The organism is Pseudomonas mucoides (assembly GCF_015461845.1).
In the GTDB taxonomy this organism is placed as follows: Bacteria; Pseudomonadota; Gammaproteobacteria; order Pseudomonadales; family Pseudomonadaceae; genus Aquipseudomonas; species Aquipseudomonas mucoides.
The window spans coordinates 66,472-91,254 of sequence record NZ_JACOPW010000013.1 but is presented as its reverse complement, the minus strand read 5'-3'; the positions used below and the strand labels follow the sequence as shown (position 1 = coordinate 91,254).

The following is a 24,783-nucleotide window of genomic DNA, read 5'->3' as shown; positions in this document are numbered from 1 at the left end:
TCTTGACGAGCACTTCACCCTTGCGTGGCGGCTCAACGTCGATCTCAACGATTTCCAGCGGTTTACCTGGCCCAAAGGCCACTGCTGCACGTGATTTCATGATGTCACTTCCTTTTTTGAGTTGGTCCCCGTCACCAAAACCACCTGGAATTGGTTACCGGAGATACGACCGAACGATGGAGATGGTTTCGTTAATAGACTGTTGCTGCGAGTCGCTCCTCGCCCCTCCGTCAGGAAACTCCTCCCGTAGATGGCTCTCCAGAACGGCCGCCATCAGGCCGTTGATTGCACCGCGTACTGCTGCCAACTGCTGCAGAACCGCGACACATGTCGGATCAGCCTCCAGGTCATGCTCTAGAGCCGTGACCTGCTCGCTAATACCTCTAGCGTGACCGAGAGCTTTCTCCTTCTCTTTGGGGCACTGGGGCATTGCCATCCTCCCTTGCCGTTGATGTGGTCATACTATACCCCCCCACAGTATAAAACAACAACCAAAATTTTTTTGCCCGGCGCTTTCCCCTCTCGCGGACCCGCTTGATCGATCGCCTGCGACGACGACATCCAGCTATCGGGCGACCTTTCACCTACCGTCTACTCTGAAATTCCGCGATCTGGGAGGGTCGTCCATTTCACTGAAATGACTGAGCAGAACGTCCCATAAGGTTTCGTAGCGAATGAGCCAGGCACGGGAGATGAGTGACGGATGGAGGGTGCCCAAAGCTCGGTTGAACGAGTCGCGGATTCGCCGAGCTGCGATCATCGAAAGGACAGATACCGAGTCAACGTTCCTTGGATCGCCTCAAAATTGACCCAATAGGTCTTTTGGCCCATTGGCCTCTGCCAACGCACTACTGTCCTTGCAGTCTGGATGAGATGTTCGGCACTGGATTACACAATCCTCTTCACAATTGACTAAATGCACGAACGTAATTGCATGAGGCTTGATGCCCATCCCTTCAAATCTCATTTCAGAGGGATGGGCATCTTTCTAATCGAATCAACCTAACTCTGAACGCATCACCCTAACCGGCACCGACTTGTACGACGGCGTTCCGCTGTCCACGTCAATGTAGTCCAGCGGCACCAGCTGGTTGGCCTCGGGATAATAGGCCCCCACCGACCCAGGCGAGATCTTGTACTCGATGGCAGTTATGCGTTCATAGCGCATCTTGCGACCATGGGTGACCGTCTCGATGTCCACCAAGTCGCCGTGGGCTAAGCCGCGCGCCTGCAGGTCGGCAGGGTTCATGAACAGCACGTCGCGGCGGCCGAACACGCCGCGGTAGCGATCGTCCATCGCATAGATGGTGGTGTTGTACTGGTCGTGGCTACGCAGGGTGATCAGGCGCAGTACATCGTCACCCTCGACTTCCTTGTCCTCGTGTAGGCCCGGGAAGACGAAGAACTCGGCCTTGCCCGAGGGGGTCATCCAGATGCGTTCGGTGGCCGGTAGCGGCATGCGAAAACCGCCCGGCACGCGAATGCGCGCATTGAAGTTCTCGAAGCCCGGAAGAGTCTTCTCGATCAGGTCGCGGATTTTGTCGTAGTCGGCCCCCAGTTCCAGCCAAGGCACGGGGCTGTCCGGCATCGTCGCGTTGGCCATGCCTGCAATGATCGCCGGTTCAGAGCGCAAGAACTCCGATGCGGGCAGCAGTTTTCCAGCCGAAGCATGCACCATCGACATCGAGTCCTCGACGGTAATCGACTGCCGCTCTCCGTTCTGCACGTCCAACTCGGTGCGCCCCAGGCAGGGGAACAGGTAGGTTTCCTTGCCCACCAGCAGATGCGTGCGGTTGAGCTTGGTGCCGATGTGCACGCTCAGATCCAGCTTGCCCATGGCCGGGAAGCACTGGGCCGGATCGGGCAACGCCACGGCGAAGTTGCCGCCCAGGCAGATGAGCGCCTTCGACGTACCAGCGATCATTGCCTGCATGGCCTGCACCGAGTCATGCCCGTGTTCGGCCGGCGGCTTGAAGCCCAGTACTTGCTCGATCTTCTGCAGGAAATCGGCGGACGGTTTCTCGGTGATGCCCACGGTGCGGTTGCCCTGCACATTGGAGTGGCCGCGCAGCGGACAGATACCGGCGCCGGGTTTTCCGAGGTTGCCACGCAGCATCAGCAGGTCGCAGATCAGCCGCACGTTCGCGGTGCCCTCGTTGTGCTGGGTGATGCCCATGCCATAGGTGACGATAGTGGCGTTGGACTTAGCGTAGGCTGCAGCAACTTTTTCCATCTCGGCCTTGGTCAGACCACTAGCGTGCTCGATATCGGGCCATGCAGTGGCCAGCAGATCGGCCTTGAGCGCCTCGAAGCCATTGGTGTGCTGGGCGATGAATTCGAAGTCGAGCACCTGGCCGAGCGAGTCCTCCATCTCCAGCAGCGACTTCATCACCCCCTTAATTGCCGCCGCGTCGCCACCGGCCTTGACCTGCAGGTAGGTCGAGGCGATCCGGGTCGAGCCGTAGGTGGCCATCTCGATCATGTCCTGCGGGTCAGCGAATCGTTCCAGCGCCCGCTCGCGCAGTGGGTTCATGACCATGATCGGCACCTTGCGCCGGGATACCTCATGCAGTGTGCCCATCATCCGCGGGTGGTTGGTACCGGGGTTATGGCCGATCGAAATCACCAACTCGCACGATTCGAAATCGTCCAGCGACACCGAGCCCTTGCCCATGCCAATGGAGCGAGGCAGTCCCACGCTGGTGGGTTCATGGCACATGTTCGAGCAGTCGGGGAAATTGTTGGTACCCAATGCCCGCGCGAACAACTGGTACAGGTAGGCTGCCTCATTGGAGGCGCGGCCGGAGGTGTAGAACTCGACCTGGTTGGGTTCCAGTCCACGAAGGATTTCACCGATCCGGGCGAAGGCGTGCTCCCACTCGACCGGTTTGTATGTGTCGCTGCCGTGGTCGTAGACCAGCGGATGGGTCAGCCGCCCGAGGTCTTCCAGCTCGTAATCGCTGCGGTGCAGCAGCGTGGCCACCGGGTGGTTGGCGAAAAACTCAGGTGTGACGCGCTTGTTGGTCGCTTCCCAGGTCACCGCCTTAGCGCCGTTCTCGCAGAACTGAAAGGTCGACTTATGTTCCTTATCGGGCCAGGCGCACCCGGGACAATCGAAACCATCCGGCTGGTTGGTGCGCATCAGCGTAATGGGCGCTTTGAGCGTATCCATCTGCTCTCGCACCGCTGTCGCAGTCGCCTTCAACGCCCCCCAGCCACCAGCTGGGCCATCGTAGTTACGTACACCGGGTACCTTGCGTCGAGTCGTCATGGTCGCTCCTTAAACGCTTTATATTTTTTCGATATAAACCGATAGTTGCGTAATAAACCGCTCTTCTAGCGGACTTGAGGAATTGGGTTTGGTTGTGACAGTTCAGGAGGAAAGCGTACAGCCTTGTCAAATAAAGACAACCAGCAAAGCTGGATCCAACCTACCGGTGATCTGGAATCAAAAGTTTGGTCGACAAGGGAAAATCGTGTTCTAGAATCAAGCCACACTCTTTCGACATGTCAAGGCAACGAATCGATGAGCTACTCATCTACTTGTTGCGTCTCATTCGCATTGCGGTACTGAAGCCGCGCCCTGTGAGGCCGAGAACCATGGAAACATTCAGCTCTACGGCGCTTGATTTGGCTCGTTTTCAGTTCGCGTTTACAGTGGCCATGCATATTCTTTTTCCGGCAATCACCATAGGCCTCGCGAGTTATCTCGCCGTGCTGGAAGGTCTGTATCTGAAGACCGGTAGGGAGGTGTATCGCGATCTTTACATGTTCTGGATAAAGATCTTCGCGCTTAACTTCGGCATGGGAGTGGTTTCTGGCCTGGTGATGGCATATCAGTTCGGCACTAACTGGTCGCAGTTCTCTTATTTTGCCGGCGGCATTACCGGGCCACTACTGACTTACGAAGTGCTCACGGCATTCTTTCTCGAAGCTGGTTTTCTAGGTGTGATGCTGTTCGGCTGGGATCGGGTAGGCCGAGGCCTGCACATGTTCGCCACCTGCATGGTGGCGTTGGGCACGCTGATCTCGACCTTCTGGATCCTCTCCTCCAACAGCTGGATGCACACGCCCCAGGGCCACGAAATCATCGACGGCCGCGCGGTGCCGGTGGACTGGCTGGCGGTGATCTTCAACCCGTCGTTCCCCTACCGCCTGGCGCACATGGCGATCGCCGCGTTCCTCAGCACCGCGTTCTTCGTTGGCGCCTCGGGGGCCTGGCATTTGTTGCGCCGCCAGCACATCGAGCCGGCCCGCACCATGCTGTCGATGGCCTGCTGGATGGCCCTGGTGGTGGCGCCGATCCAGGCGGTGGTCGGTGATGCCCACGGCCTGAACACCCTGGAGCACCAGCCGGCGAAGATCGCCGCCATCGAAGGGCATTGGGAGAACGTCCCGGGCGAGCCGTCGCCGCTAATCCTGGCCGGCTGGCCGGACATGAAGGCCGAGAAGACCCACTTCGCCATCGAGATTCCCTATCTGGGCAGCCTGATCCTGACTCACAGCCTCGACCGCCAGATTCCGGCGCTGAAGTCATTCCCCCCCGAGGACCGGCCCAACTCCACGGTGATCTTCTGGACCTTCCGGCTCATGGTGTGCATGGGCCTGCTGATGATCCTCGCCGGGGTGTGGAGCCTGTGGCTGCGCCGTGGCGACCGCCTGCACACCACGCCGTTGTTCCTCCGGTTCATGCTGTGCATGGGCCCGGCGGGGCTGATCGCCCTGTTGGCCGGCTGGGTGACCACAGAGATGGGCCGCCAGCCCTGGGTGGTCTACGGGCTGATGCGCACCGAGCATGCGGTATCACCGCTGAGCACCGCGCAGATGAGCGTCAGCCTCGCGGCATTCGTGGTGGTGTACTTCGTGCTGTTCGGCACCGGTATCGCCTACATGCTCAAGCTGGTGCACAAGGGGCCGCAGCGCCACGAAGGCGAGCACCCGATCGAAGGTGGCGCGGGCCAGTCCAAGACCCCCGCGCGCCCCCTGTCCGCAGCGGACGATCACTGACCCTGTCGAAGGCGACGGCAACCTGAGGAGCGATGGCCATGGGCGTGGATATCACTTTGATCTGGGCATTGATCATCATCTTTGGCGTGATGATGTACGTCATCATGGACGGCTTCGACTTGGGCATCGGTATCCTCTTCCTGGCGATCAAGGACAAGGAAGAGCGCGATGTGATGATGAACACCGTCGCCCCGGTGTGGGACGGCAACGAGACCTGGCTGGTGCTGGGCGGCGCCGGCCTGTTCGGCGCCTTCCCGTTGGCCTACTCGGTGATCCTCAGCGCCCTGTACCTGCCACTGGTGCTAATGCTGCTGGGCCTGATCTTCCGCGGCGTGGCCTTCGAGTTCCGCTTCAAGGCCAGCGAGCGCAACCGCCACTGGTGGGACAAGGCGTTCATCGGCGGCTCGATCATCGCCACCTTCACCCAGGGCGTCGCCCTGGGGGCGTTCCTCGATGGCATCCCGGTGGCAAACAACATGTACGCCGGCGGCGCCCTCGACTGGCTGCGTCCGTTCCCGCTGTTCTGTGGCTTCGCACTGCTGCTGGCCTACGCCCAGCTGGGCAGCACCTGGCTGATCATGAAGACCGAGGGGCGTCTGCAGGAAGAGATGTACCGCTACTCCTCGTACTTCATCTGGGGCCTGCTGATCGCCATCGCAGTGATCAGCGTGTGGACGCCGCTGGCCCACCCCGAGATTGCCCAGCGTTGGTTCAGCCTGCCCAACCTGTTCTATTTCCTGCCGGTGCCTCTGCTGCTGCTGTTCTGCTTCTTAGGCACCCTGACCACCCTGGCGCACCGGGCCACCGCCGCACCGTTCCTATTCACCCTGCTGGTAATCTTCCTCGGCTACAGCGGCCTGGGCATAAGCATCTGGCCGAACATCATCCCGCCGTCGGTTACGCTGTGGCAGGCGGCCTCGCCGGTGGCGAGCCAGCTGTTCGCGCTGATCGGCGCGCTGTTCATCCTGCCGTTCATCTTGGTGTACACGGCCTGGAGCTACTACGTGTTCCGCGGCAAAGTTAAGATTGGTGATGGTTATCATTAGCCAGACAATGCTGTTGATCGCCCCCCCAATTGGCAACGCTGACTGATGCATGTAACCGAGGTAGGTATCTACACTCCGGCCGCCGACGAAGTGCTGATCCGGGTCGCCTATACCGGTGTGAACCGCCCGGATGAATTGCAGCGCTCGGGTAGCTATCCGCCGCCAGCCGATGCTTCACTCTACCTCAGCCTCACCCTACCTCGGCCTGGAAGTCTCGGGCGAAGTGGTGGCCGTGGGTGCGGCCGTGCAGGGATTGCAGGTCGGTGCGTAGGTGTGCGCACTCACGCCAGGTGGCGACTACGCTGAATACTGCAGCCGGAAACTAATTCACCGTGTGGACCAATCTATTCGAGCACGACCGCCTGTTACCCGGCGAAACCGTGCTGGTGCATGGCGGGTCTAGCGGAATCGGATTGACCGCCATCCAGCTGGCCAATCAGTTCGGCGCGCGGGTGTTGGCAACGGCAGGCAGCGAGGCCAAGCTGGAGACATGTAGCAGCGCAGGTACCAGCCGGGCCATCAATTACCGAGAAGAAGATTTCGCCGAGGTGGTCTGGGCCGAGACCGAGGGCAAGGGTGTGAACCTGATCCTCAATCATGGTCGGGGGTAGCTACCTGCAGCGCAATATCGACACCCTGCCGGTGGAAGGTAAGTTGGTGCAGATCACCTTTCTCGAAGGCAGTACGGCCGAGTCGAACGTCATGCCGATCATACTCAAGCGCCTGGCCTTTATCAGCTCGACCCTCCGCGCCCGATCCAAAGCGGAAAAAGCCAACATCGCTGCAGCCCTGCAGGCCGATGTCTGGCCGTTGCTTGGCGCAGGTCAATGCCTTCCTGCACTTTCCCGCTGCATGAAGCCTCCCAGGCACATGCACTGATGGAAAGCAGTCGTCACATTGGCAAGATAATGCTGGAGATCAATCCATGATTGCAGGTCGTCACAGTGGTAGGAATGTGCTCGTTTCTGGTGCTGCGAGCGGCATCGGTCCGGCGGTTGCGCAGCGCTATTGCGAAGAAGGCGCTACCGTCGCACTGCTCGACCTCAACCCTCAACCCTCAACCCTCAACCCTCAAGCGCTACAAGCTCAGGGCGAGAGATTGCGCGCCCAAGGCTTCGTGGTTACATGGCACGCTGTGGCCTCCCACTACAGTGCCACCCAAGGCAGCCATCATCGGGTTCACTCGACACCTGCCAGGAAAACTTGGGGCCTATGGCATTACGGCCAATGCCCTGGCCCCTAGGCGCATCGAAACACCCCTGCTGAAACCGTCACGTCGGCGGCCGATGAGACGCTTATCGCCAACACCCCACTGCCCAGGCTAGGCCAGCCCTGGGAGATAGCCGATGCGCCCGCTACCTGCGTGCTCCAGACAGCGCCTCATCACAGGCCAGGTACTCGATGTAGCTTACGTCGTCGTCAGGACAACTTGCAGGCGATTTTGTTTACAGTCTCCTCGTTTATAGTGCGAGAAACCATCCTCGCCCTAGCCATGCCTCTATTCCTGTTCGCCTAGATCACCGATGTCGTCGATGGTTTGATGAGTCGGCATCTGCGCAAATTCGAGGCACGTTGCGAGAGCAGCTTTATATACTATCCCGCGAAACGGACATTGCTGCCATTACTCGAAAGCTCATAGGCAGCCTATCTTTTTCTGCCCAGGCCACTCAAGTCAAACTGGGTGCTGATACCCTGCGTCGTTCTACTTGTTCTCATGATCACTATCATCGCCGCGACTTTCAAGAACCACCTAAGACGTCAAAGAGCTCCTTTCTCTCAGATACTCCATAGAAGATGGACTTAGCCTGACCGACGAAGGCGAGCGCGATCTCGTAAGGGAGAGGTTCCAAAAAGCCGACTATACTCGCGACTGAATTGTGACTGACTCTCATAACCTACTTGAGAGGCTACTGTTGCAATATCGGTTGACTGACTGAGCACTAACCTTCGAGCCTCGTGCAATCGCAGTTGTTTCTGATACTGGAGCGGACTCATAGAAGTAACAGCTTTAAAACGATGATGGAGAGTCGAAACCCCGAGATTTACATATTTTGCTAATTCATCGATCCGCATAGGTTCAGCAAAATTATTATTTAGCCATTCGATTGCTCGCGTTACTCTATATGATTGACTGTCGACCACTGCAATTTCGTAGAGCCTCTGGCCTTGCTGACCTCGCAGCAATCGATAAAATATTTCTCGCAAGGCCATAGGTGCGAGCTGAGAGATATCTTCGGGGCTATCAAGCAAGCTCAGCAAGCGAAACAAAGCATCCAGCAACGGGCCATCAGTACTTCCAAGATACAGCCCTCTTACATCGCCATTACTAGGGACACCGACAGGACTACTATCAGCAATCAATTGACTAATCTGAGCAGGATCAATGTCTAAAAGCGCACCTAAATAGGGCACATCCGGGGATGCCTCAATAACTTTACCCGCGAGCGGAAGAGTAACAGAAATCACCAAATAGTTCAGAGGATCATATACATACCGCTCGCCAAATAGACGAACCTCCTTTCGACCTTGCACCACCAAGCACAGTGTAGGCTTATAAACACTATACAGCGTATCCGTAGGTGTATCGTTTCGAACTAAATTGAGACCCTCAATAGCGGTTTGGTATATTCCGGAACCTGTCGTAAAACGGCGAATAATCGACGAAATTACCGCCCGCTTAAATGAAAGCGGATCGTCAAAGGTTGGGAAGAGTTGCGGACTTGATTCTGACATGTCGAGGCCCCTGAACATCGTCTAATCCTGAGAATAGCGCAAACAGGGACGCGTAAGATACCCCACTAGCTCGGTATGACAAAAGGCCCGGCAAAGCCGGGCCGAGAATTAGTGAAACTATCTTACGACCGTTTAGCTCGTGCTTTCAGTTGATCGGAACCACCTTCAGCTACGCGCTGGAAGCCTGGGGTGCGATCGGAACCACCTTCAGCTACACGCTGGAAACCTAGAGTGCGATCGGAACCACCTTCAGCTACACGCTGGAAACCTGGGGTACGATCGGAACCACCTTCAGCTACACGCTGGGAACCTGGGGTGCGATCGGAACCACCTTCAGCTACACGCTGGGAACCTGGGGTGCGATCGGAACCACCTTCAGCTACACGCTGGGAACCTGGGGTGCGATCGGAACCACCTTCAGCTACACGCTGGAAACCTGGAGTGCGATCGGAACCACCTTCAGCTACTCGCTGGAAACCTGGAGTGCGATCGGAACCACCTTCAGCTACACGCTGGAAGCCTGGGGTACGATCGGAACCACCTTCAGCTACACGCTGGAAGCCTGGGGTACGATCGGAACCACCTTCAGCTACACGCTGGAAGCCTGGGGTACGATCGGAACCACCTTCAGCTACACGCTGGAAACCTGGAGTGCGATCAGAACCGTTTTTCGAGATGGGGGTGATCACAACGCCACTACCCGACTCGCTAATCAGAGTCTGTTCTTTTTGGCTGTAGGCCGCAAAGGTGTTCGCACTGAATGCAACGATAGCGACGCTGATAACTACTGATTTGATGGATTTCATGGCGGCAACTCCAGAGACTATGTGAGTTGTGGGTGCCGCAGCTACGATGTGCTGCCGACCCCGCAGAAGGACCTCCTTGCTGCATGGGGTTAGATTAATTTTTCGTATGAGAAAGCGTTACATGATACGTGCCGCCTTTTTGCCTATTCCTCTCGCAGTATCGAATCCCGCCCCTCACCGCTTACAAGCTGCCGGTCTTTCTCATGCTATCCAGGAGCAAAAGCTCGAATCTAGACGACCAGAACATGGACTCGTGGGAGTCGCCTCCAGTCCTATATCGACCAAACCGTCGTTTCACTATCGAGTTTCGCCCAGTGTGATTACTAACAAGTTGCGGGCGCAGTCGGTCGGCGGCACAGTGTGCCTACCGTGCATCGGAAGCTATTCCTACCCGACTGCAGCTGAAGTCGGTGAAGTCAGGGGACATTATCGTAGTCGACATCAAAGCTCTCGAAAGTAGCAAGTCGCTGGGCTAGTTAGGATTGTTGCCCAGGCGCCGGCATCGAACGTCGAAACAAAGCAGGGGTTAGCACCTGTCGCGTAACCGTACGGCGAGCTCACCGTCCGAACTCCATCATTAAGGGCGATGCTATTCGCGTATTTTTAGGCGAACGCGATCACCCCCGATCGTAAAGATTTCCGTACGCCAACGAAGCTCTTATCCGAAACTGTTCAAAGCCTAGGTCGCTCAGGAATGCCTGCAACCTGGGCAACAGAGTCCAGAGTCGCCATCAGCCACGGCATCGTCATCCGTAAATGGATGCCGCTCTATCGAGACCAGCCCGCACCGACCTCGCTGCCAGCATTTGTCCCGCTGAAGGCTGTACCTAAACGGCCAGCCGAAGCGTCAGTGAAAATCGAGTTGCCCGTGGCTGGGGTGCCGAACGGATCAGCGACGGCCAAAACCCTCGATTACAGCCTGAAATGCTGGGTAGCGCTGAAGCGCTATCTGGACGACGCAGCTGTGCCCATCGACAACAACCAAGTTGAAGTGCGACACGAAGTCGCTTAATGAAGTTGTTCCCCCTTGGTGGGAACCACCCGTGTCACCGGGTGAATCTAGAAGGCTGAATCAAGAGCGCCTTCGACAATGTAACGAGGCACCGCAAGGTGCGGGGTATCAATCGCGAGAGGCGTACCCTTCTGGCAGCCATGGCCGGTCAAGTGCTAGATAGTTGGTATGGTGAACACACGTGAATCTGCGCAACGATCGTTAAGTTGAACGAGCGGAAATGGCTTATACGCTCGAACCAAAAGGTAACGGAGGTGGGAATAGCGTCTTTCGACTACGCGTTCGTGACCCACATGCCTCCCGGTCGATAGCAGGCACCTAACCCGACGTACTTCAGTAAGCGGAACGTGGAAATCCTGTATCGCTCCCATTGGGAAAGCAGTTTGCAAAAACTGCCCATGGCGGTGCGGGCGAAGGAACGAGGAAAAAGCGAACGCCGTCCTGTAATGGGTTGGATAGAGGTTGAAATATCACTTCACGCGAAAGCGGGCAGACGTCCTCATGGTCTCTCTTCACACGAGAGTAGGTAGAACCCTTTCAACGGAAGGAGAGCAAATGAACGCAGCAGTATTGGCGTGTGCACCTTCCGGCACGTCGTGGGACGGCATCGATTGGATCGCCGTACAACGTCGTGTCAGAGGGCTGCAAGCGCGTATTGTGAAGGCTGTACAAGATGGCAGACATAACAAGGTGAAAGCCCTGCAATGGCTGCTGACTCACTCGTTCAGCGGCAAGGCATTTGCCGTGAAACGGGTGTCTGAAAACAAAGGCAAAAATACCCCCGGCGTGGACAAGGTTACTTGGAATACGCCTAGGGCCAAGCTCGGCGCGATAGAGTCGTTGACGCGGCGAGGTTACTCGCCGCTCCCGCTTCGGAGAGTCCTCATTCCGAAGAAAAACGGCAAGACTAGACCTCTCGGAATTCCCGCGATGAAATGCCGGGCCATGCAGGCGCTTCATTTGCTGGCTCTGGAACCAGTAGCGGAAACCACCGCCGATCCGAACTCTTATGGATTCAGGCCGGAACGTTCAACTGCGGATGCCGCCGCACAGTGCTTTGGTGTGCTGTCACGAAAAGCAAACGCGGAGTGGGTGTTAGAGGGCGACATTCAAGGCTGTTTCGACAATATCAGCCATGACTGGTTGATCGCCAACATCCCCATGGATAAGGCGATTTTGCAGAAATGGCTCCGGGCTGGTTATGTCTACCAAAAGCAGCTATTCCCCAGCCACGCCGGAACCCCGCAGGGAGGCATCATATCCCCGGTGTTGGCGAACATGACGCTGGATGGGTTGGAAGCGATGCTGGCGAAGAGATTTCCCAACGCGAAGTGGACAGCCCGAAAAATGCGCGTGGTGCGTTATGCAGATGATTTCATCATCACTGGTTGTTCGAAAGAATGGCTGGAGAATGAAGTCAGGCCCGCCGTGGTTGAATTTCTGGCGGAGCGCGGTCTCGTGCTCTCTCCGGAAAAAACCAAGATAACGCACATAGGGGACGGGTTCGACTTCCTCGGATGGAACTTGCGCAAGTACAACGGCAAGCTCCTGATCAAGCCGTCCAAGGCGAACATCGGGGCTCTCCTTGCCAAGCTGCGAGAGTTGATCAAGACCAACAAAACGATACGACAGGCTAACTTGATAGGTTTGCTCAACCCGGTTCTACGGGGCTGGGCGAACTATCACAGTCATGTCGTCGCCAAGAAGGTCTTCAACCAGGTGGACAGCGCAGTGTGGGAAATGCTCTGGCGATGGGCGGTACGTCGCCACCCTCGCAAGACACGCCGATGGGTGAAGGATCGGTATTTCAAAGTACAAGGGGCGCGCCGTTGGGTGTTCTCGTGTACTGAAAAATCCGCCGATGGTCGGAAGCGTCAGTACACGCTAGTAGACGCCTCAGACACACCGATTGTGCGACATATTAAGATTAAGGCCGCTGCCAACCCTCACGACCCTACATGGGATGAGTACTTCGAATCCCGCTGGGGCAAGAGGATGCTCACTTCCGTAAAAGGTCGAGCCAAGCTGTATCGGATATGGGTGCAACAGGGCGGCAGGTGCTGCGCCTGCTTCAAGCCGGTGACCAAAGACACACCGTGGCACAGTCGCCATATTGTGAAGCTAGGTCATGGCGGGACGGACGCAGCCGCTAATCTTGAGATCTACCACCTGCGCTGCCCTAGGGATGTGCAATTTGCCTATGCCGATGATGTACAACCGGGTGCCTAGGGGTGCCTTAGCAGAGGCTTGAGCCGTGTGCTGGGAAACTCGCATGCACGGTTCTTAGGGGGTTGGACGCGGGCAACCGCGTCTGACTACCCGACAATAATCAAAAAACGAAAACTCACGGCGTTCTTTCCCTTAACTCATCCTTGACCATTGGCACGGCGTATAACCGTCCCGTCACAGAGTGTGATTTGGCCCGTACTTACGAGCGCCAGTCGAGCAGAGCGAGCAACCTTTCGCTCGACCTGCCGTGGCAGAAAAGCGACCTTGCGAGCCTTGCGCTCGGCAGATACAGCCATGGAAGAAATTAGGTTGGCGCTACCCTGACCAGCGACCTCCCAGCTTCCATCTGGCTGGCGAACAGCATCAGCAGTATTGGAGCCCACATCCAACAGCATCTTCGTCGAGTCGAAAGTCGGAATCTGGGAACCGGCGAGATACTTCGTAAGCTTGTCGAAAAACTCAGTTTTACCTTTTGCAATTTCATGTTTCATGGCGATTTCCGTGACCAATTACATATTTAGAAAGGGGAGCGTTAAGCCTTCTCCCCTAATACGTTTAGATCCTAGTTCTGACTAGGCTCACCCTTTGGGAGAATGGCGTCTAAAACAGCCTGCGGCCCCTTATCGACCAAACTCTTGACATTGGACTCATCAAAACCATGCTGACGCAATATCAGCTCATGGCGCTCCCTGTTTGATTGAATCTGCATGGCCACATCAGGCCAAACGAGTTCTTGATCAATCGACAAGATCTGACCTTCGGCAATCAGCCCATCAAGAAACACTTCACCTATCCCAAACTGACGTAAGAGCACGCGAAGACGATCTATCCCCGGTTTCCCATGCAATGTTGCCACAACCTTTACGCCTGCTTTCGCCAGTGCCACAACCTCAAATGCAAGCCGTGCAGAACGAATTTCGTCAACCAACACCAGCCTTTGACCTAAAGGGGAATCAAGACAGGTTTCGCTGCCGAGCCCCACATCGACAATCAATGTGGGGTCGTTTGTGTTGATATTTGCACGCAGTAGGTCGTTGATCACAACATTGGCTGTGGTTGATTTCCCCTGTCCCGTGGCTCCGCAAACAAGAACCAGCGCCCCTCGGTTATCCGATTGATCCAACAAACGATGTAATTCCAGAGGGATCGTTTCGCTTTCTTCAAAGATGGTGGCCATGCTTCGCGTTTGATCGCGACGGGCGTTTACCTTGATATTTTGTGTCGGGTAAAGGGTGCGGGGGGATTGGATTTTGTCCGACTGCCCATAGGACACACACGCGGCGTCCCAAGTGGGAAAATTTTCTGCCTTCGCCACAAGCTCCAGGGCCTGAGAGTGCGTGACCGAAACCTTGAACATTTCGGCGACTGCCGGACGCAGTTGTTTGGCGCGAGCTTTAAGAGTTTCTGAAGTCATTGTCGATGGTTTCCATGTGAGCCAGGTTGACGCATAGCGTTGTCGGAGTCCTCGTTCTCGATGCCTGGTAATGGTTGCCAACAAGCTTCGTCTACTCCCCCATTCACCGTACCGTTTCCGGCGAGGACGACAGGCTGGGGTGGCCTTGTTGAAATGATATTTGGAATGGCATCACCATGCCGAATAGCACTTCTTCCGTCGAAGGCCCCTTGAACGGGGCCAGCATAATTTCCGTGATTACTGGGCGTCTTCTTCGCAGCCGGTAGTTTCAGGTTCTGGATACCAACCGAGGGTGACAGCGGCTGCATTTTGCAGCCCTGGTTCATTGGCATCACCCAACACAACACGCACCGACCATTCTTCTAGTTCGGCGAGGGGTACATCGCAAAGGTCTGCAATCTCCACGATCCAGTTCTGATCGTTGAGGGCTTGAGCCGCGATCATCACTAACCGCGCTAAGCCCGCGTCATCGAGAGCTAGTAGTTGTTCACGTAGCGGTTTCATCTGACTTTTCGTGTCAATCCGGCCTCACTGACTGCTACGAGAGCTTCCAAGCGAAAAACCCGCCCCAGCTCAAAGCCATAACTATTACGAAAAAACGATACGTTCCATGCTACTTCTCCCTATTTACCCTATGCATTTGTTGTAGGTTCGGCGTCTACGGGGTGGCGCGCTACCAGGCCGACAGTTCAGTTTCTTGTATTCAAGATAACCACCGCTCTGCGAATTCCAACTCGTTGGGGAATTCTCCCACAAATCTGGAGAATGCAACCCAAGTCAGGGGGCCTAAAAGTCGTTTAACTCAGTAAAGGGCAAGCTCATAAGCTTTTCGAATGGTGGCCTGATCGACGATTAAGTAGGGGTTGCTGCGATCCAGATTTTGACCCGGGATGGTCTGCACCGTCTCCACCTCACCGGTCGCTGCCAGTAAGTGGCGGACTAGGTTGCGCCGGACACTATGCGAGACATCGTGAAGCTGGCCTCCCGGTAGAGTCGGCAGATCGTTTGCTGGAGCGAATCGCACGCCAATCCAATGCTCGATGGCGGCCAGGCACTTTGGGTTGGTCGGGTAGATGTTGCGAGGCCGGCAGCCCTTGGTACTCTCGGTCTAGGTCTCTGGGCGGATGGCGCTGCCGGGCTAAAGCACGTCGCCAGCCTCGAGCAAAGCCAACTCTTTGACATGGATGCTGGTGGTGTTGGTGAGATACAGCAGCATCACGCCACGCTCGGGCATGCTTCCTGACGGATGCGAAGCGGCTCAGGTGGCTACTTTGGCGTGGACGAAGACATGCTGCGCGCCGGGAGGCTGTGGCTATTGTTTCTCGCTGTCAGGATTGAACGGGGATCGAGGCCGATCCTGAGAGAGCTGGCGCGGACCCTCCTAATCAGCATACCAACAGGCCAGGCCAAGCGCGGTGTACACGGAAAACTTCATTGCTGCGGATTGTGTGGACTCGACGGCCATTGATGCCGATACCCTTTTGAAACGCGCCAGAGAACGACATGTAGATAAGCGCTTGCAGATACTTGAACGGAAAACGACGTATCGTTTTGGGATGTGTTTGGAATATTCCAACAGTAACCTTACGCTCTTCATGACGCCGGACTATTCCCAATGACAGACCAGATCGACTTCGCAGAGGTGGATTCATTCGCCGATAACCCCGAGCCCCGTTGCCCATGCCTACTCCTCCTGGACGTATCGCGGAGCATGGACGGCCCGGCACTCGATGCCCTAAACGATGGACTCGTACAATTCAAAGACGAGCTGGCAGCGGACGCATTGGCTTTACAACGCGTTGAAATCGGTATCGTTACGTTCGGCCCAGTTGAGATCCACACTCCGTTTATTGAAGCTGGCGCATTTATGCCACCTGTCCTCTTAGCTCGTGGGGATACGCCTCTGGGCGAAGCCATCACCACCGGCCTCAAGATGCTTGAAGACCGTAAGGCGATCATCCGGGAGAACGGGGTAGCACTTTTTCGACCGTGGATTCTGGTAATCACTGACGGGGGTCCGACTGATGCTTGGAAGCACGCTGCTGCATTGGTTCGTGATGGCGAGCAGAACAAGCGTTTCGCCCTCTTCACCGTAGGGGTCGAAGGAGCCAATATGGAGGTGCTCTCCCAGATCAGCGTACGCGCTCCATTGAAACTTGATGGACTGAAGTTCCGCGAGTTGTTCCAGTGGCTTTCCGCCTCAATGAAGGCGGTTTCGCAGTCTTCACCAGGAACCGAGGTTCAACTCGCTCCGCCAACCGGGTGGGCAAGTGTGTGATGTGGGAATGCGCTAGCGCGGTGTCGATTGGAACCGCGCACACTGAGCGTGGCGGCCGATGCGAAGATCGCTGTTCCTCTCAGGTTTTTGACCAAGCCGGCTCGCCATGGGTCGCTCTATTTGTTTCCGACGGCGCCGGCAGTGCCGAGTGTGGAGAGCAAGGCGCAGATATTGCCGTGCGTACAGCAAACGAGACCGTCGCACAGCTGATGGAACTAGCCGAGCTACCGCTTGATGAAAGCCTAGCTCTTCAGATCGTAAATGAAATCCGTCAGGCCATCTCGCAAGCTGCTGATCAAAGCCAACTGCCGATCCGAGCGTATTCCTGCACCTTTCTCGGCGCACTCACCTCTTCCGCAGGAACACTAGTATTCCAGATTGGTGACGGCGGAATCGTTCTCGACGGGCAGCATGGACTTGAATTAGCGATTGAGCCCATGAACGGGCACTACGCAAACGAAACTTTATTTATCTGTCAAAAAGACGCAATCGAGAAGTTGGCCGTTCGTGTATACCCAGCGGGCGTAACAGCCCTGGCGCTCTTCTCTGATGGGTTACAGCATCTTGCTCTGGACATGGCCAAGCGCGAACCTCACGGGCCTTTTTTCGAACCAATTTTTCGGAAGATGCAATTCCTCACGGATGTAAGTCGACCACAGATAGGTGCTGCGCTGGAAGGCTTCCTCGGAAGCTCCAGGATCAACGAAAGGACTGATGACGACAAGTCCCTTGCCATTGCCGTATTGAGGGTCTGAGATGGCACGCAGGCTCTATACAGCGGACGGTAACCCGTGTGAACTTGTTGAGGTACTTGGCAAAGGTGGCGAAGGCTCGGTATTCACCCTTCAAGGAACGCGAGATGTTGTAGCCAAGGTGTACCACGCCCCCCTCGATCGAGATAAACAAACCAAGCTCAGTTACATGGTGGGTGTCCACGATGAAAAACTACTGAAGTACGCAGCTTGGCCTCAAGCGACGCTCCATGAATCCCGCGGCGGGCCCGTGGTTGGTTTTACGATGCAAAAGGTCGGCGGGATGAAGCCGATCCAGTCCCTCTATAGCCCGGCACAGCGAAAGCAGGAGTTTCCGCAAAGGGGCTGGGACTTCCTCGTGTACGCTGCTCGAAACACCGCAGCTGCTTTTTCCGTCCTGCACGATCGCGGATTTGTAGCCGGCGATGTAAACCATGGAAATCTCTATGTAGGACAGTCCGCCGTGGTCAAGTTGATTGACTGCGACTCGTACCAGTTAAGCGACGGCGTTAACCAGCACCTCTGCGAAGTCGGCGTCGGGACCTACACACCCCCTGAGCTTCAGGGCAAAAGTTTCCGCGGAGTAGTGCGAACGCCAAACCATGATAACTTCGGTCTTGGTCTGCTCATCTGGCACCTCTTGATGGGCGGTCGGCACCCTTTCGCCGGCGTGCCTCAGAAGGAAGGTGTCGGCGAAACGATTGAAGACAACATCTCAGAATTCAGGTTTGCGTATAGCGCCAGCCAATCCCTTCTACTTCCGCCCCCCAACGCACTACCTCTATCGACGGTGCCAGGCTCAATTGCCGGGATGTTTGAGAATACATTCACGGTGGCAGGCCAACAGGCAGGTCGACCAACTGCCCATCAATGGATGGTCGCACTGGACGAACTCCGGTCCTCGCTCCGGCCATGTGCGAAATCAAAGCTCCACACCTTTCCGTCACATCTGAGCACTTGCCCTTGGTGTTTGATGGATGGCAAGGGTGTCTCCTACTTCACTGTCACACCCATCTACGCACCAGGGGAGGCAAATAACGGTACCCCAGTCAGGATTGGTGAAGTATGGGCAGCGATAACCAAAGTACCAGTTCTTGCCCCAGTGCTAATCCCACAAGCGAGAAATCCTAGCCCGCAGCCAGATCCTTTGCCGCTTGGAGTATTCAGCACAACCGCCAAGCACATCATGAGCTTATCGCTGACGGCTATTACGATCGCGATATGGTCGGCCGTGGGTGGGTATCCGCTCATATACCTAGTGATCGTTGCTATGACCTGGCTGTTCGTGGGGCAATTTGGCACAAAAGCTAAGACGGAAGAGAAGCAGCGTCGAACCCTTGTGAGGGAAGCTGCTCGTAAACGACACGAAGATGCAGTGAAGGAACTGAAGGCAGACTCCGGTGTTGATCAGGTAGCAGCCAAGCGCGAGTTGCTAAACAGGCTCAAGCTTGAGTTTGACACCTTGGCTATCAGGGAGCAGAAAGATCTCGCAGGCCTTCGCAGTAAAGCTGAGCAACGCCAACGCACAGCGTACCTAGAGCGATTTTTCAGAAGGCCGTCCTGCCAGGCGTTGGGCCCGCTAAGCGAGCAGCTTTGCAAGCGTTCGGCATTGAAACCGCCGCAGAGATCAATGCGCGCAAGATCATGCAGATAAGAGGATTTGGAGAGCGAATTATCCAGGTACTGTTGGATTGGCGAGACTCTCATGAGCGCAATTTTCGGTTTAACCCTGCAACCGCCATCACGCCTGCGGACACGCAATTAGTTAAGAGTGCTGTGCGGAAGCGTGCAGTCGAGATTTCTGCTCTGATGGTGCAGGGCCTAAAAGATATCAGGCAGGGTCCGGAGGTGCGCGAAGGGGCGCTACACCGACATCTAAAAACGGTGCAACAGGCTGCTGATGAGCTTGCACAAGCTGAGGCTGATTGCAAAGCACTCAACTGATCAGGTTACCAAAAAACGGAGCCCTATTTTGGCTGGTGAATGGATAGGCGAGGACTGATCATAACTTCTCATTCGCTGGCGAGGTCATTATGCAGTTAACTCAAATTCGAGATTTTCTGTTGCAACACCAGTACGAGTCAAAGCTCGTTTTTGTCTCACGATCTATCCGTACTGTGTTCAAAGTCGCAGTCGTCTACCCTGCGATTCTTTCGGCTTGCATGGTCGCGCTGATAGGGATGCAAGGCCGAGGCTTTGCTGAAATTCCATATATGATGTTGTCGACCATGGAGATGTCCCAGCGGCTCGTAGGAACCAACAAGGTCATCCCGGGGCAGGTGCTCATCGAGAGTTGCGATGACAAGCCAATCGAACCAGCGCGCATGCCGGACCATCTTAAGGTATGCGGGTCTCATTCAGTGGAGTCCGTCAGCATCGATCAACTCGCGGCACACCAGGGGGCACTGATTAAGGTGACGTACTTAATTGTCGTTGGCACCTTTGCTTTCTTTGAGCTGTACCGATCATTCAGGAAGTTCAGGCGTCGAGTTTAATCCATAAGCATCAGCGGTCGGAGGGTGGGCACTACTACTCTCCTGCTTGCCCATCCATATAAAACCTTTGGGCTCTTCAGAAGCAGCACAAACTATTGTCCCAATAGCCCCACAAACTATTCCTAGCAATAAGACAGCGGGCACATCGGCCTTATCAAAGGCCGGCAGCAATAGCACGCCCATCAAGAGCGCCACTACACTGCTGAGAAATTAGAACAAGCCTGCACGGTCAGCCACCTGCCTCAACTAACTGCGCTCCCACCAACATAATTCAGGCTTGCTAGAATCTTTCGCACGGGAGCAAATGTCTTCCGGTGTATCGGGGTTACTCCCAATCGGGTAAGGGCCTCCAAGTGTTCCGGGGATGGATAGCCTTTATGCCCTGCGAGCCCATACCCTGGGTAAAGCAGATCTGCCGATTGCATCTCCCTGTCACGGACGACTTTGGCAAGCACTGATGCAGCTGAGATTTCGGCAATCAGCCCGTCCCCTTTGATGATGGCCTCTGCTCGCATCGGTAGGATTGGGCATCGATTACCATCAATCAGCACCAAAGTAGGAGTAACATTCAGGCCGTAGACAGCTCGCTGCATGGCCAGCATGGTGGCTTGCAATATGTTTAGCTGATCGATTTCTTCAACGCTTGCCCGGCCGATCGACCACGCTAGAGCCTTTTCACAAATTTCGTCGTACAGAAGATCACGTTTCTTCTCACTGAGTTTTTTTGAGTCATTCAATCCTTGGATTGGCCGTGATGGATCTAAAATGACTGCAGCCGTAACCACATCCCCACATAAAGGCCCCCGGCCTACCTCATCAACACCCGCAACGACTTCACTGCCGGCGAACTCAAAACTAAATTGAGACATCGTTCTTTCCTGATATCGGGTTGATTTCAGTCTTCCCACTCCGGGAGTACGTCAAACTCAAGCGGGTTTTCAAAAGCCAGGGATTGGATTAGGGTTTCTGCTTGGTCTTGTCCCAACAGAGAAGGCACTTCGAGCAAAGCGGATCTAGGGCCGGCACGGAATGGGCGGACCACTACATCGGCACTTAACAACCCCAAAAGAAGCTCTAGGTGTTCGGGCAGTAGGATGCGCTCCAAGAGACCTAGCTCGCTCTGCAGGCGCTCGCCCCCATCTGCACCAAAGCATCCAATTTCGGCAAGATTGGTGAACGCTCTTATGTATTCGCTCGCAATCCAGTGCGAAATTGATGGGTACTCAAGCTCTGAGGTCTCTTCATCGTGCTTTACTCGAGCGATGCCTTCGTCACCCTCTTCAAACAGGACGTAGCAATAAGCATCCACTCCGCATGACATCGCAAATGGGAGCAATGTGAATCCTGCACCACGCTGCTTGTCACGGCCAAGCCAGTCACCGAGCAGTCGCTCCACATCACCGCAGTCGATGAGTTCTATATCGTGAAGGCTGGCGAACAGCGTGGGTACTCCGCGCTTGAAAGGCTGGGCGCCTAGTTCGATCAGCTGTGCGAGCGCAGCGGGGATTGTCAGGCCAATCTCCTCTGCGATGTCCTCAAAATCCGCAAGCATTATTGCTTCCTGTATGTGTTCATCACTCAGACAGGTTACGGATTTATTGACCATCACCAAGTGAAAAGCAGGGTGGCAAATTCTGGCGTAGGATTCGCAAAATTCCGCATGCGAAAACAACCAGCCCCCACCCTAGGTTCCGGGAAGAAGGATTTAGCGACCCCGTTTCGGGGTGCGCGCGGATGAGATCTCAGTAAAATTATCGGCAACATAGGTGAAGAAATTCCTAACCGCCATAACGCCGGGCATGGCATCTCTTAGCTGTGATCATATTTAAGAAGGTACGAACATGAAGGTACTTCGTTGGGCAGCATTAACCGCTGCTGTGATGATTGCGTCAGGAACTGTGAGCGCCAGCGAGCCACAAGAACATCGCCCTCCTCCGAAGCTGCCGCCGGATGTGGCGTATCAGGCCTGTGACGGCCTTCAGCCTGGCGAAATCGTAGAGTTTTCCCAAGAAGGTGGAAAAGAGTTCGTCGGGGTTTGCCAGCTACTCGATGGGCGCTTAGTAGCAATCCCCGGCCACCCCCAGGGCCGGCCTGGCGGCGAGGGTGCGCCTCCGCCACGTCCAGATGCACCACGAAGCTAACCGAGCCTTTTGAATCGAAAATGCCGCCCTTCGAGGCCGCGGCATTTCTTTTCAGAAGTTGGAGTCGGTTTGGTTAAGCGCTGCGTTCAGCACGGTTAATTAGCCAGCCCGGAGAGCGGTGATCTGAGCTTCAGCAATCAATGCTTGAACTGCGTTCCGCTGCTGGTGGACATACTGATCCACAAGGTGAGTATCAGAGAGGCAAGAAGCTCCACTACGGCTAGTCCAGAGACCTTCTGGAACTTCTACCTCGACGGATGCCAATCGCCTGAGAGCCTGCCAAGCGGTATCACGCTCAATGGAAGATTTGGATTCTGCTACCGCTCGCATATCAGCTTCTGCGAAGTGGAACCAGGCGCCCTCCTCACTCTCGGCCTTTTGGAAGTAACTCCCAACAGGAAAGGCATCCAAGGGTGTTGGACAGGCGACAACTGGTATATTGAGGATCGACACAGCCACACGAACAATCAGGCTCGAATCAGCACTGACTTCGTAGACCTCGCACTCATGCTTTGCAGACTCGATGGCGCTGTAGAGGGATGAAAGGTAATCGCCACAATCTACGTAAGAAGCACCGGTCTCCAACACACGGCCACCGTGCTCAAAAACAACTTGAGCGGTAGCCTCGCGTAGCCAGACAACAGGCTGTTCAAAGCGTATCCATTGAGATGGGCCAACACCAGATAGACTTCCTAGCCTAGCTAGATCGAGGACCTGTCTACGCACAATCGGAAGAGAGCTGCAAAACGGCGCCGGCCTCATAGCTCACACTGCCTCTGCTCGGACATGCTTGCCCAGACGCTCGAAACGAGTCTGAGCTTCAGTGGTACGAGATGCGGTCGGGTTGTTGAGTAGGCGTTTAAGCCCGATAGGCTCTCCAGAGTCATCGCACCAACCGTAAGCATCTTCTTCGATGCGAACCAGCGCAGCCTTGATAGCCATAGCTTCGGCGCGCTCCCCCTTCAGGATGCGCATCAGAAGCCCGCGGTTCTCTTCGATAGTGCCCGCATCTGATGAGTCAGCGACTTTTTCAGTTACAGAAACCGCTTCCTCATGCCCTACGATCCGCGCGGTCAGCTCGCTTTGTTTCGAAAGCAAAAGCTGCTTGAAGAACTGAAGCTGGACAGCGTCCATGTAGTTGTCGGTGGGCTGGGCTAGCAATGCAGCTGCGTCTATAACCATAAGAGGACTCCAATTGTATCGAATTAAAGGAATATCTCAGGGTAACGCCGGGCAACCGGTTTGCAACCCGGAACGCTAGCAGGAAATTCCTCCCTTGTTAGAACCCTCATCAACGTTATGTTGGCATCCACTACCACAGGAGATCACCATGGCAATTGAATCCCGCAAATCCGGATCGGACCACTTCGATGCCACATACGGAGCTGCTTCACACAACCTCAAAGACAAGATGAGCTTCCTGCTCCAGAGCCGGAGTGGTGCTCAAGTCCAAGGCTGGGATACCACTGTTCACGTTGATGGCTTGGTAAGCCTGCTGCCGATAGCAGCGTCGTGCGATGAGCAAGCGATGCTGGACTTGGTTGATTCGATCAGTGCATTCGCCTCGGCCGCGGAACAGGCTTTTGAGGCATTCTCGGTAGATTGCGACCTGGAGGACGCTGGCGCCCTACCAGCACTCCTTCTCAAGTCAGCTGAGTCAGCCCGCCAGTTGGCAGGATCAATGTAATCTGCTTATCTATGCTGAATCTGGAGGTTTTCCATGGCAAACAACACCAAGAATCCAACCGGCGACATTCAGCTTGGACGATTCAGCTACACACACAATCGGTTCTTGCTCACGCTTGCCAGCCTGGCGCTTGCTGCCTTTATTTTTGCAGACATCATCGGCTCGAATGTAGCCCAGGGCTCCAACTGGCTTGAAAAAATGGCTTCCCCTCAGATGTTATGGGCGCTGTTGCTACTGCCGATTGCAACTTTCGGCAGCCTCATGCTTAAGCGCTCAGGCCACCCTGATACGGCCCTGAAGTGCCTGATAGTTGCTGCAGGATTTATCACTGGAGCAGTCGCCAAGATTATTTTCACCCCATGATTTTGGGATGGTGCTTTTGAATTCGTCATGTGCAAGCCCCTCGTTATACTCGTGCTTTCACTGACAACCCACGCTGGAGAATGAAATTGAATAAAAGTGAATTTGTAGACGCCGTCGCTGAGAAGTCGGGTCTTACCAAAGCTGACACTCAGCGCGCCGTTGACGCAGTCCTGGAAACCATCACTGACACGTTGCGCAAGGGTGACGCCGTATCGTTCGTGGGCTTTGGCAATTTCAGCGTCAAACAGACTGCTGAACGTCAAGGTCGTAACCCGTCGACTGGTGCTCCCATTACAATCGCGGCCGCAAAAAAACCTCACTTCGCTGCCGGCAAATCGCTGAAAGACGCGATTGCCTAAATCGAACCCGATGTGAGCAAACGCCCCGTACCCCACGGGGCGTTTTGCTTTCTCAGCCCCGAAATGTGAAGCGATGAAATGTACACAATAGACACCCTTCGAAATGGGTCTATCGATCCGAACTCGCATCTTGCTGACACCAGCCCTGAGGGCAAAGACTGGATGTTAGGGCAGGCAGCTCTTGCAGCGGAATACATGGAGCAGCAGGGTCTAAAAAGCATCGACTATATAGGGCCTTTCCTTCGGCACCCGGTACCCATACTGGAGAAAGAGGGCCCACTTAGCCTGCTTGTCCTACCTAAGGGATCAATCATCCATCGGGTTGACCTGCGCCCAGTTCGGGGATTTCCAGCGGTACCATTTGCAATGTTCATGGTCACATCAGTTGGTCAAACATTCGAGCTTCAAGCTGATCTCCTGGTCCAGTGCAATGACGTAAGGCCTGGGCGAATCTTTAAGGA

At 55.4% G+C, this 24,783-nt stretch carries 28 protein-coding genes and 1 pseudogene; 17 read left to right on the top strand and 12 right to left on the bottom strand.

The features are described 5' to 3' along the window. The 3 genes from H8F22_RS32825 to H8F22_RS32040 all read right to left on the bottom strand — a co-directional run. Positions 1-103 (bottom strand): hypothetical protein (locus H8F22_RS32825; RefSeq protein ID WP_442966349.1); only part of this gene is annotated, 103 nt, incomplete at its 3' end. 51 nt (positions 104-154) lie between these two features. Then, a complete protein-coding gene (locus tag H8F22_RS32045) occupies positions 155-430 on the bottom strand; it encodes a metal-sensing transcriptional repressor (protein ID WP_016969247.1) in 276 nt (91 codons plus the stop codon). 567 nt (positions 431-997) lie between these two features. Beyond that, positions 998-3,271 carry an FdhF/YdeP family oxidoreductase gene (locus tag H8F22_RS32040; RefSeq protein ID WP_016975662.1) on the bottom strand — a complete coding sequence of 758 codons (2,274 nt, stop codon included), beginning with the start codon at positions 3,269-3,271 and terminating at the stop codon, positions 998-1,000. A 329-nt stretch (positions 3,272-3,600) separates the two neighbouring features. On the opposite strand from H8F22_RS32040, the gene H8F22_RS32035 reads away from it, so the two are divergent. The 7 genes from H8F22_RS32035 (at position 3,601) to H8F22_RS33265 (ending at position 7,692) form a co-directional block, all read left to right on the top strand. After that, positions 3,601-5,007 (top strand): cytochrome ubiquinol oxidase subunit I, encoded by a 1,407-nt coding sequence (locus tag H8F22_RS32035; protein WP_050439964.1) that lies wholly within the window; start codon positions 3,601-3,603, stop codon positions 5,005-5,007. Positions 5,008-5,045: 38 nt separating this feature from the next. Further along, on the top strand, positions 5,046-6,053 hold the full coding sequence (gene cydB / locus H8F22_RS32030) for a cytochrome d ubiquinol oxidase subunit II (RefSeq protein WP_016969245.1): 1,008 nt from the start codon (positions 5,046-5,048) through the stop codon (positions 6,051-6,053). 332 nt (positions 6,054-6,385) lie between these two features. Next, the gene (locus tag H8F22_RS33000; protein WP_025999688.1) at positions 6,386-6,664 is read left to right on the top strand and encodes a zinc-binding dehydrogenase; all 279 of its coding nucleotides are present in this window, start codon (positions 6,386-6,388) and stop codon (positions 6,662-6,664) included. Further along, positions 6,651-6,932 (top strand): MDR/zinc-dependent alcohol dehydrogenase-like family protein, encoded by a 282-nt coding sequence (locus H8F22_RS32815; RefSeq protein WP_025999689.1) that lies wholly within the window; start codon positions 6,651-6,653, stop codon positions 6,930-6,932. The genes H8F22_RS33000 and H8F22_RS32815 overlap by 14 nt, the downstream gene beginning before the upstream one ends. Further along, positions 6,902-6,982: a hypothetical protein gene (locus H8F22_RS33270; RefSeq protein ID WP_354668546.1), complete on the top strand. Its 81-nt coding sequence runs from the start codon at positions 6,902-6,904 to the stop codon at positions 6,980-6,982. The genes H8F22_RS32815 and H8F22_RS33270 overlap by 31 nt, the downstream gene beginning before the upstream one ends. Further along, positions 6,979-7,296, top strand: coding sequence for an SDR family NAD(P)-dependent oxidoreductase (locus H8F22_RS32810; RefSeq protein ID WP_228759039.1), 318 nt, complete (start codon positions 6,979-6,981; stop codon positions 7,294-7,296). Before H8F22_RS33270 ends, H8F22_RS32810 begins: the two co-directional genes overlap by 4 nt. Positions 7,297-7,590: 294 nt before the next feature. Continuing rightward, the gene (locus tag H8F22_RS33265) at positions 7,591-7,692 is read left to right on the top strand and encodes a hypothetical protein (protein ID WP_354668545.1); all 102 of its coding nucleotides are present in this window, start codon (positions 7,591-7,593) and stop codon (positions 7,690-7,692) included. A 161-nt stretch (positions 7,693-7,853) separates the two neighbouring features. Here the strand turns inward: H8F22_RS33265 and H8F22_RS32010 are convergent, their stop codons facing one another. Continuing rightward, entirely contained in the window at positions 7,854-8,786 is a 933-nt protein-coding gene (locus H8F22_RS32010) for an AraC family transcriptional regulator (RefSeq protein ID WP_025999690.1), read from the bottom strand. Positions 8,787-8,908: 122 nt separating this feature from the next. Beyond that, complete coding sequence (locus tag H8F22_RS32005; protein WP_065761552.1) at positions 8,909-9,592, bottom strand: hypothetical protein; 684 nt, start codon at positions 9,590-9,592, stop codon at positions 8,909-8,911. An 877-nt stretch (positions 9,593-10,469) separates the two neighbouring features. On the opposite strand from H8F22_RS32005, the pseudogene H8F22_RS32000 reads away from it, so the two are divergent. Further along, positions 10,470-10,583 (top strand): annotated as a pseudogene (locus H8F22_RS32000) (IS66 family transposase); the annotation flags it as partial. Between the two features lie 576 nt (positions 10,584-11,159). Beyond that, positions 11,160-12,833, top strand: a complete 1,674-nt coding sequence (ltrA, locus tag H8F22_RS31995; protein ID WP_194941122.1) for a group II intron reverse transcriptase/maturase — start codon at positions 11,160-11,162, stop codon at positions 12,831-12,833. A 137-nt stretch (positions 12,834-12,970) separates the two neighbouring features. Here the strand turns inward: ltrA and H8F22_RS31990 are convergent, their stop codons facing one another. The 3 genes from H8F22_RS31990 to H8F22_RS31980 form a co-directional block, all read right to left on the bottom strand. Next, positions 12,971-13,324, bottom strand: coding sequence for a hypothetical protein (locus H8F22_RS31990; RefSeq protein ID WP_078466134.1), 354 nt, complete (start codon positions 13,322-13,324; stop codon positions 12,971-12,973). A gap of 71 nt (positions 13,325-13,395) precedes the next feature. Beyond that, positions 13,396-14,247 carry a glyoxalase superfamily protein gene (locus tag H8F22_RS31985; RefSeq protein WP_078466133.1) on the bottom strand — a complete coding sequence of 284 codons (852 nt, stop codon included), beginning with the start codon at positions 14,245-14,247 and terminating at the stop codon, positions 13,396-13,398. 237 nt (positions 14,248-14,484) lie between these two features. After that, positions 14,485-14,751, bottom strand: coding sequence for a hypothetical protein (locus H8F22_RS31980; protein WP_153045998.1), 267 nt, complete (start codon positions 14,749-14,751; stop codon positions 14,485-14,487). A 1,111-nt stretch (positions 14,752-15,862) separates the two neighbouring features. Here H8F22_RS31980 and H8F22_RS31975 point away from each other — a divergent pair. The 5 genes from H8F22_RS31975 (at position 15,863) to H8F22_RS31955 (ending at position 19,772) form a co-directional block, all read left to right on the top strand. Continuing rightward, positions 15,863-16,525: a vWA domain-containing protein gene (locus H8F22_RS31975; RefSeq protein ID WP_078466131.1), complete on the top strand. Its 663-nt coding sequence runs from the start codon at positions 15,863-15,865 to the stop codon at positions 16,523-16,525. Positions 16,526-16,545: 20 nt separating this feature from the next. Further along, entirely contained in the window at positions 16,546-17,280 is a 735-nt protein-coding gene (locus H8F22_RS31970) for a PP2C family serine/threonine-protein phosphatase (RefSeq protein WP_161952153.1), read from the top strand. 1 nt (position 17,281) lies between these two features. Then, positions 17,282-18,931, top strand: coding sequence for a helix-hairpin-helix domain-containing protein (locus tag H8F22_RS31965; protein WP_194941121.1), 1,650 nt, complete (start codon positions 17,282-17,284; stop codon positions 18,929-18,931). Then, positions 18,871-19,221, top strand: coding sequence for a hypothetical protein (locus H8F22_RS31960; protein ID WP_194941120.1), 351 nt, complete (start codon positions 18,871-18,873; stop codon positions 19,219-19,221). Before H8F22_RS31965 ends, H8F22_RS31960 begins: the two co-directional genes overlap by 61 nt. 89 nt (positions 19,222-19,310) lie before the next feature. Then, positions 19,311-19,772 carry a hypothetical protein gene (locus H8F22_RS31955; protein WP_078466128.1) on the top strand — a complete coding sequence of 154 codons (462 nt, stop codon included), beginning with the start codon at positions 19,311-19,313 and terminating at the stop codon, positions 19,770-19,772. A 242-nt stretch (positions 19,773-20,014) separates the two neighbouring features. Here H8F22_RS31955 and rnhB read toward each other — a convergent pair whose 3' ends face one another. From rnhB to H8F22_RS31935, 4 genes are all read right to left on the bottom strand, one after another. Beyond that, positions 20,015-20,641, bottom strand: a complete 627-nt coding sequence (rnhB, locus tag H8F22_RS31950) for a ribonuclease HII (RefSeq protein WP_011922979.1) — start codon at positions 20,639-20,641, stop codon at positions 20,015-20,017. Between the two features lie 26 nt (positions 20,642-20,667). Then, a complete protein-coding gene (locus tag H8F22_RS31945) occupies positions 20,668-21,324 on the bottom strand; it encodes an SMI1/KNR4 family protein (RefSeq protein ID WP_078466127.1) in 657 nt (218 codons plus the stop codon). A gap of 688 nt (positions 21,325-22,012) precedes the next feature. Then, positions 22,013-22,501, bottom strand: a complete 489-nt coding sequence (locus H8F22_RS31940; RefSeq protein ID WP_078466126.1) for a hypothetical protein — start codon at positions 22,499-22,501, stop codon at positions 22,013-22,015. 177 nt (positions 22,502-22,678) lie between these two features. Beyond that, positions 22,679-23,095, bottom strand: coding sequence for a TraR/DksA family transcriptional regulator (locus tag H8F22_RS31935; protein WP_078466125.1), 417 nt, complete (start codon positions 23,093-23,095; stop codon positions 22,679-22,681). Positions 23,096-23,243: 148 nt separating this feature from the next. Between H8F22_RS31935 and H8F22_RS31930 the strand changes: the two genes are divergently transcribed. The 3 genes from H8F22_RS31930 to H8F22_RS31920 all read left to right on the top strand — a co-directional run bounded on the left by H8F22_RS31930 (position 23,244) and on the right by H8F22_RS31920 (position 24,322). Then, complete coding sequence (locus H8F22_RS31930) at positions 23,244-23,600, top strand: hypothetical protein (RefSeq protein WP_078466124.1); 357 nt, start codon at positions 23,244-23,246, stop codon at positions 23,598-23,600. Positions 23,601-23,633: 33 nt separating this feature from the next. Further along, complete coding sequence (locus H8F22_RS31925; RefSeq protein ID WP_011922985.1) at positions 23,634-23,963, top strand: hypothetical protein; 330 nt, start codon at positions 23,634-23,636, stop codon at positions 23,961-23,963. Between the two features lie 86 nt (positions 23,964-24,049). Next, positions 24,050-24,322 carry an HU family DNA-binding protein gene (locus tag H8F22_RS31920; RefSeq protein WP_078466164.1) on the top strand — a complete coding sequence of 91 codons (273 nt, stop codon included), beginning with the start codon at positions 24,050-24,052 and terminating at the stop codon, positions 24,320-24,322. Positions 24,323-24,783 lie beyond the last annotated feature (461 nt).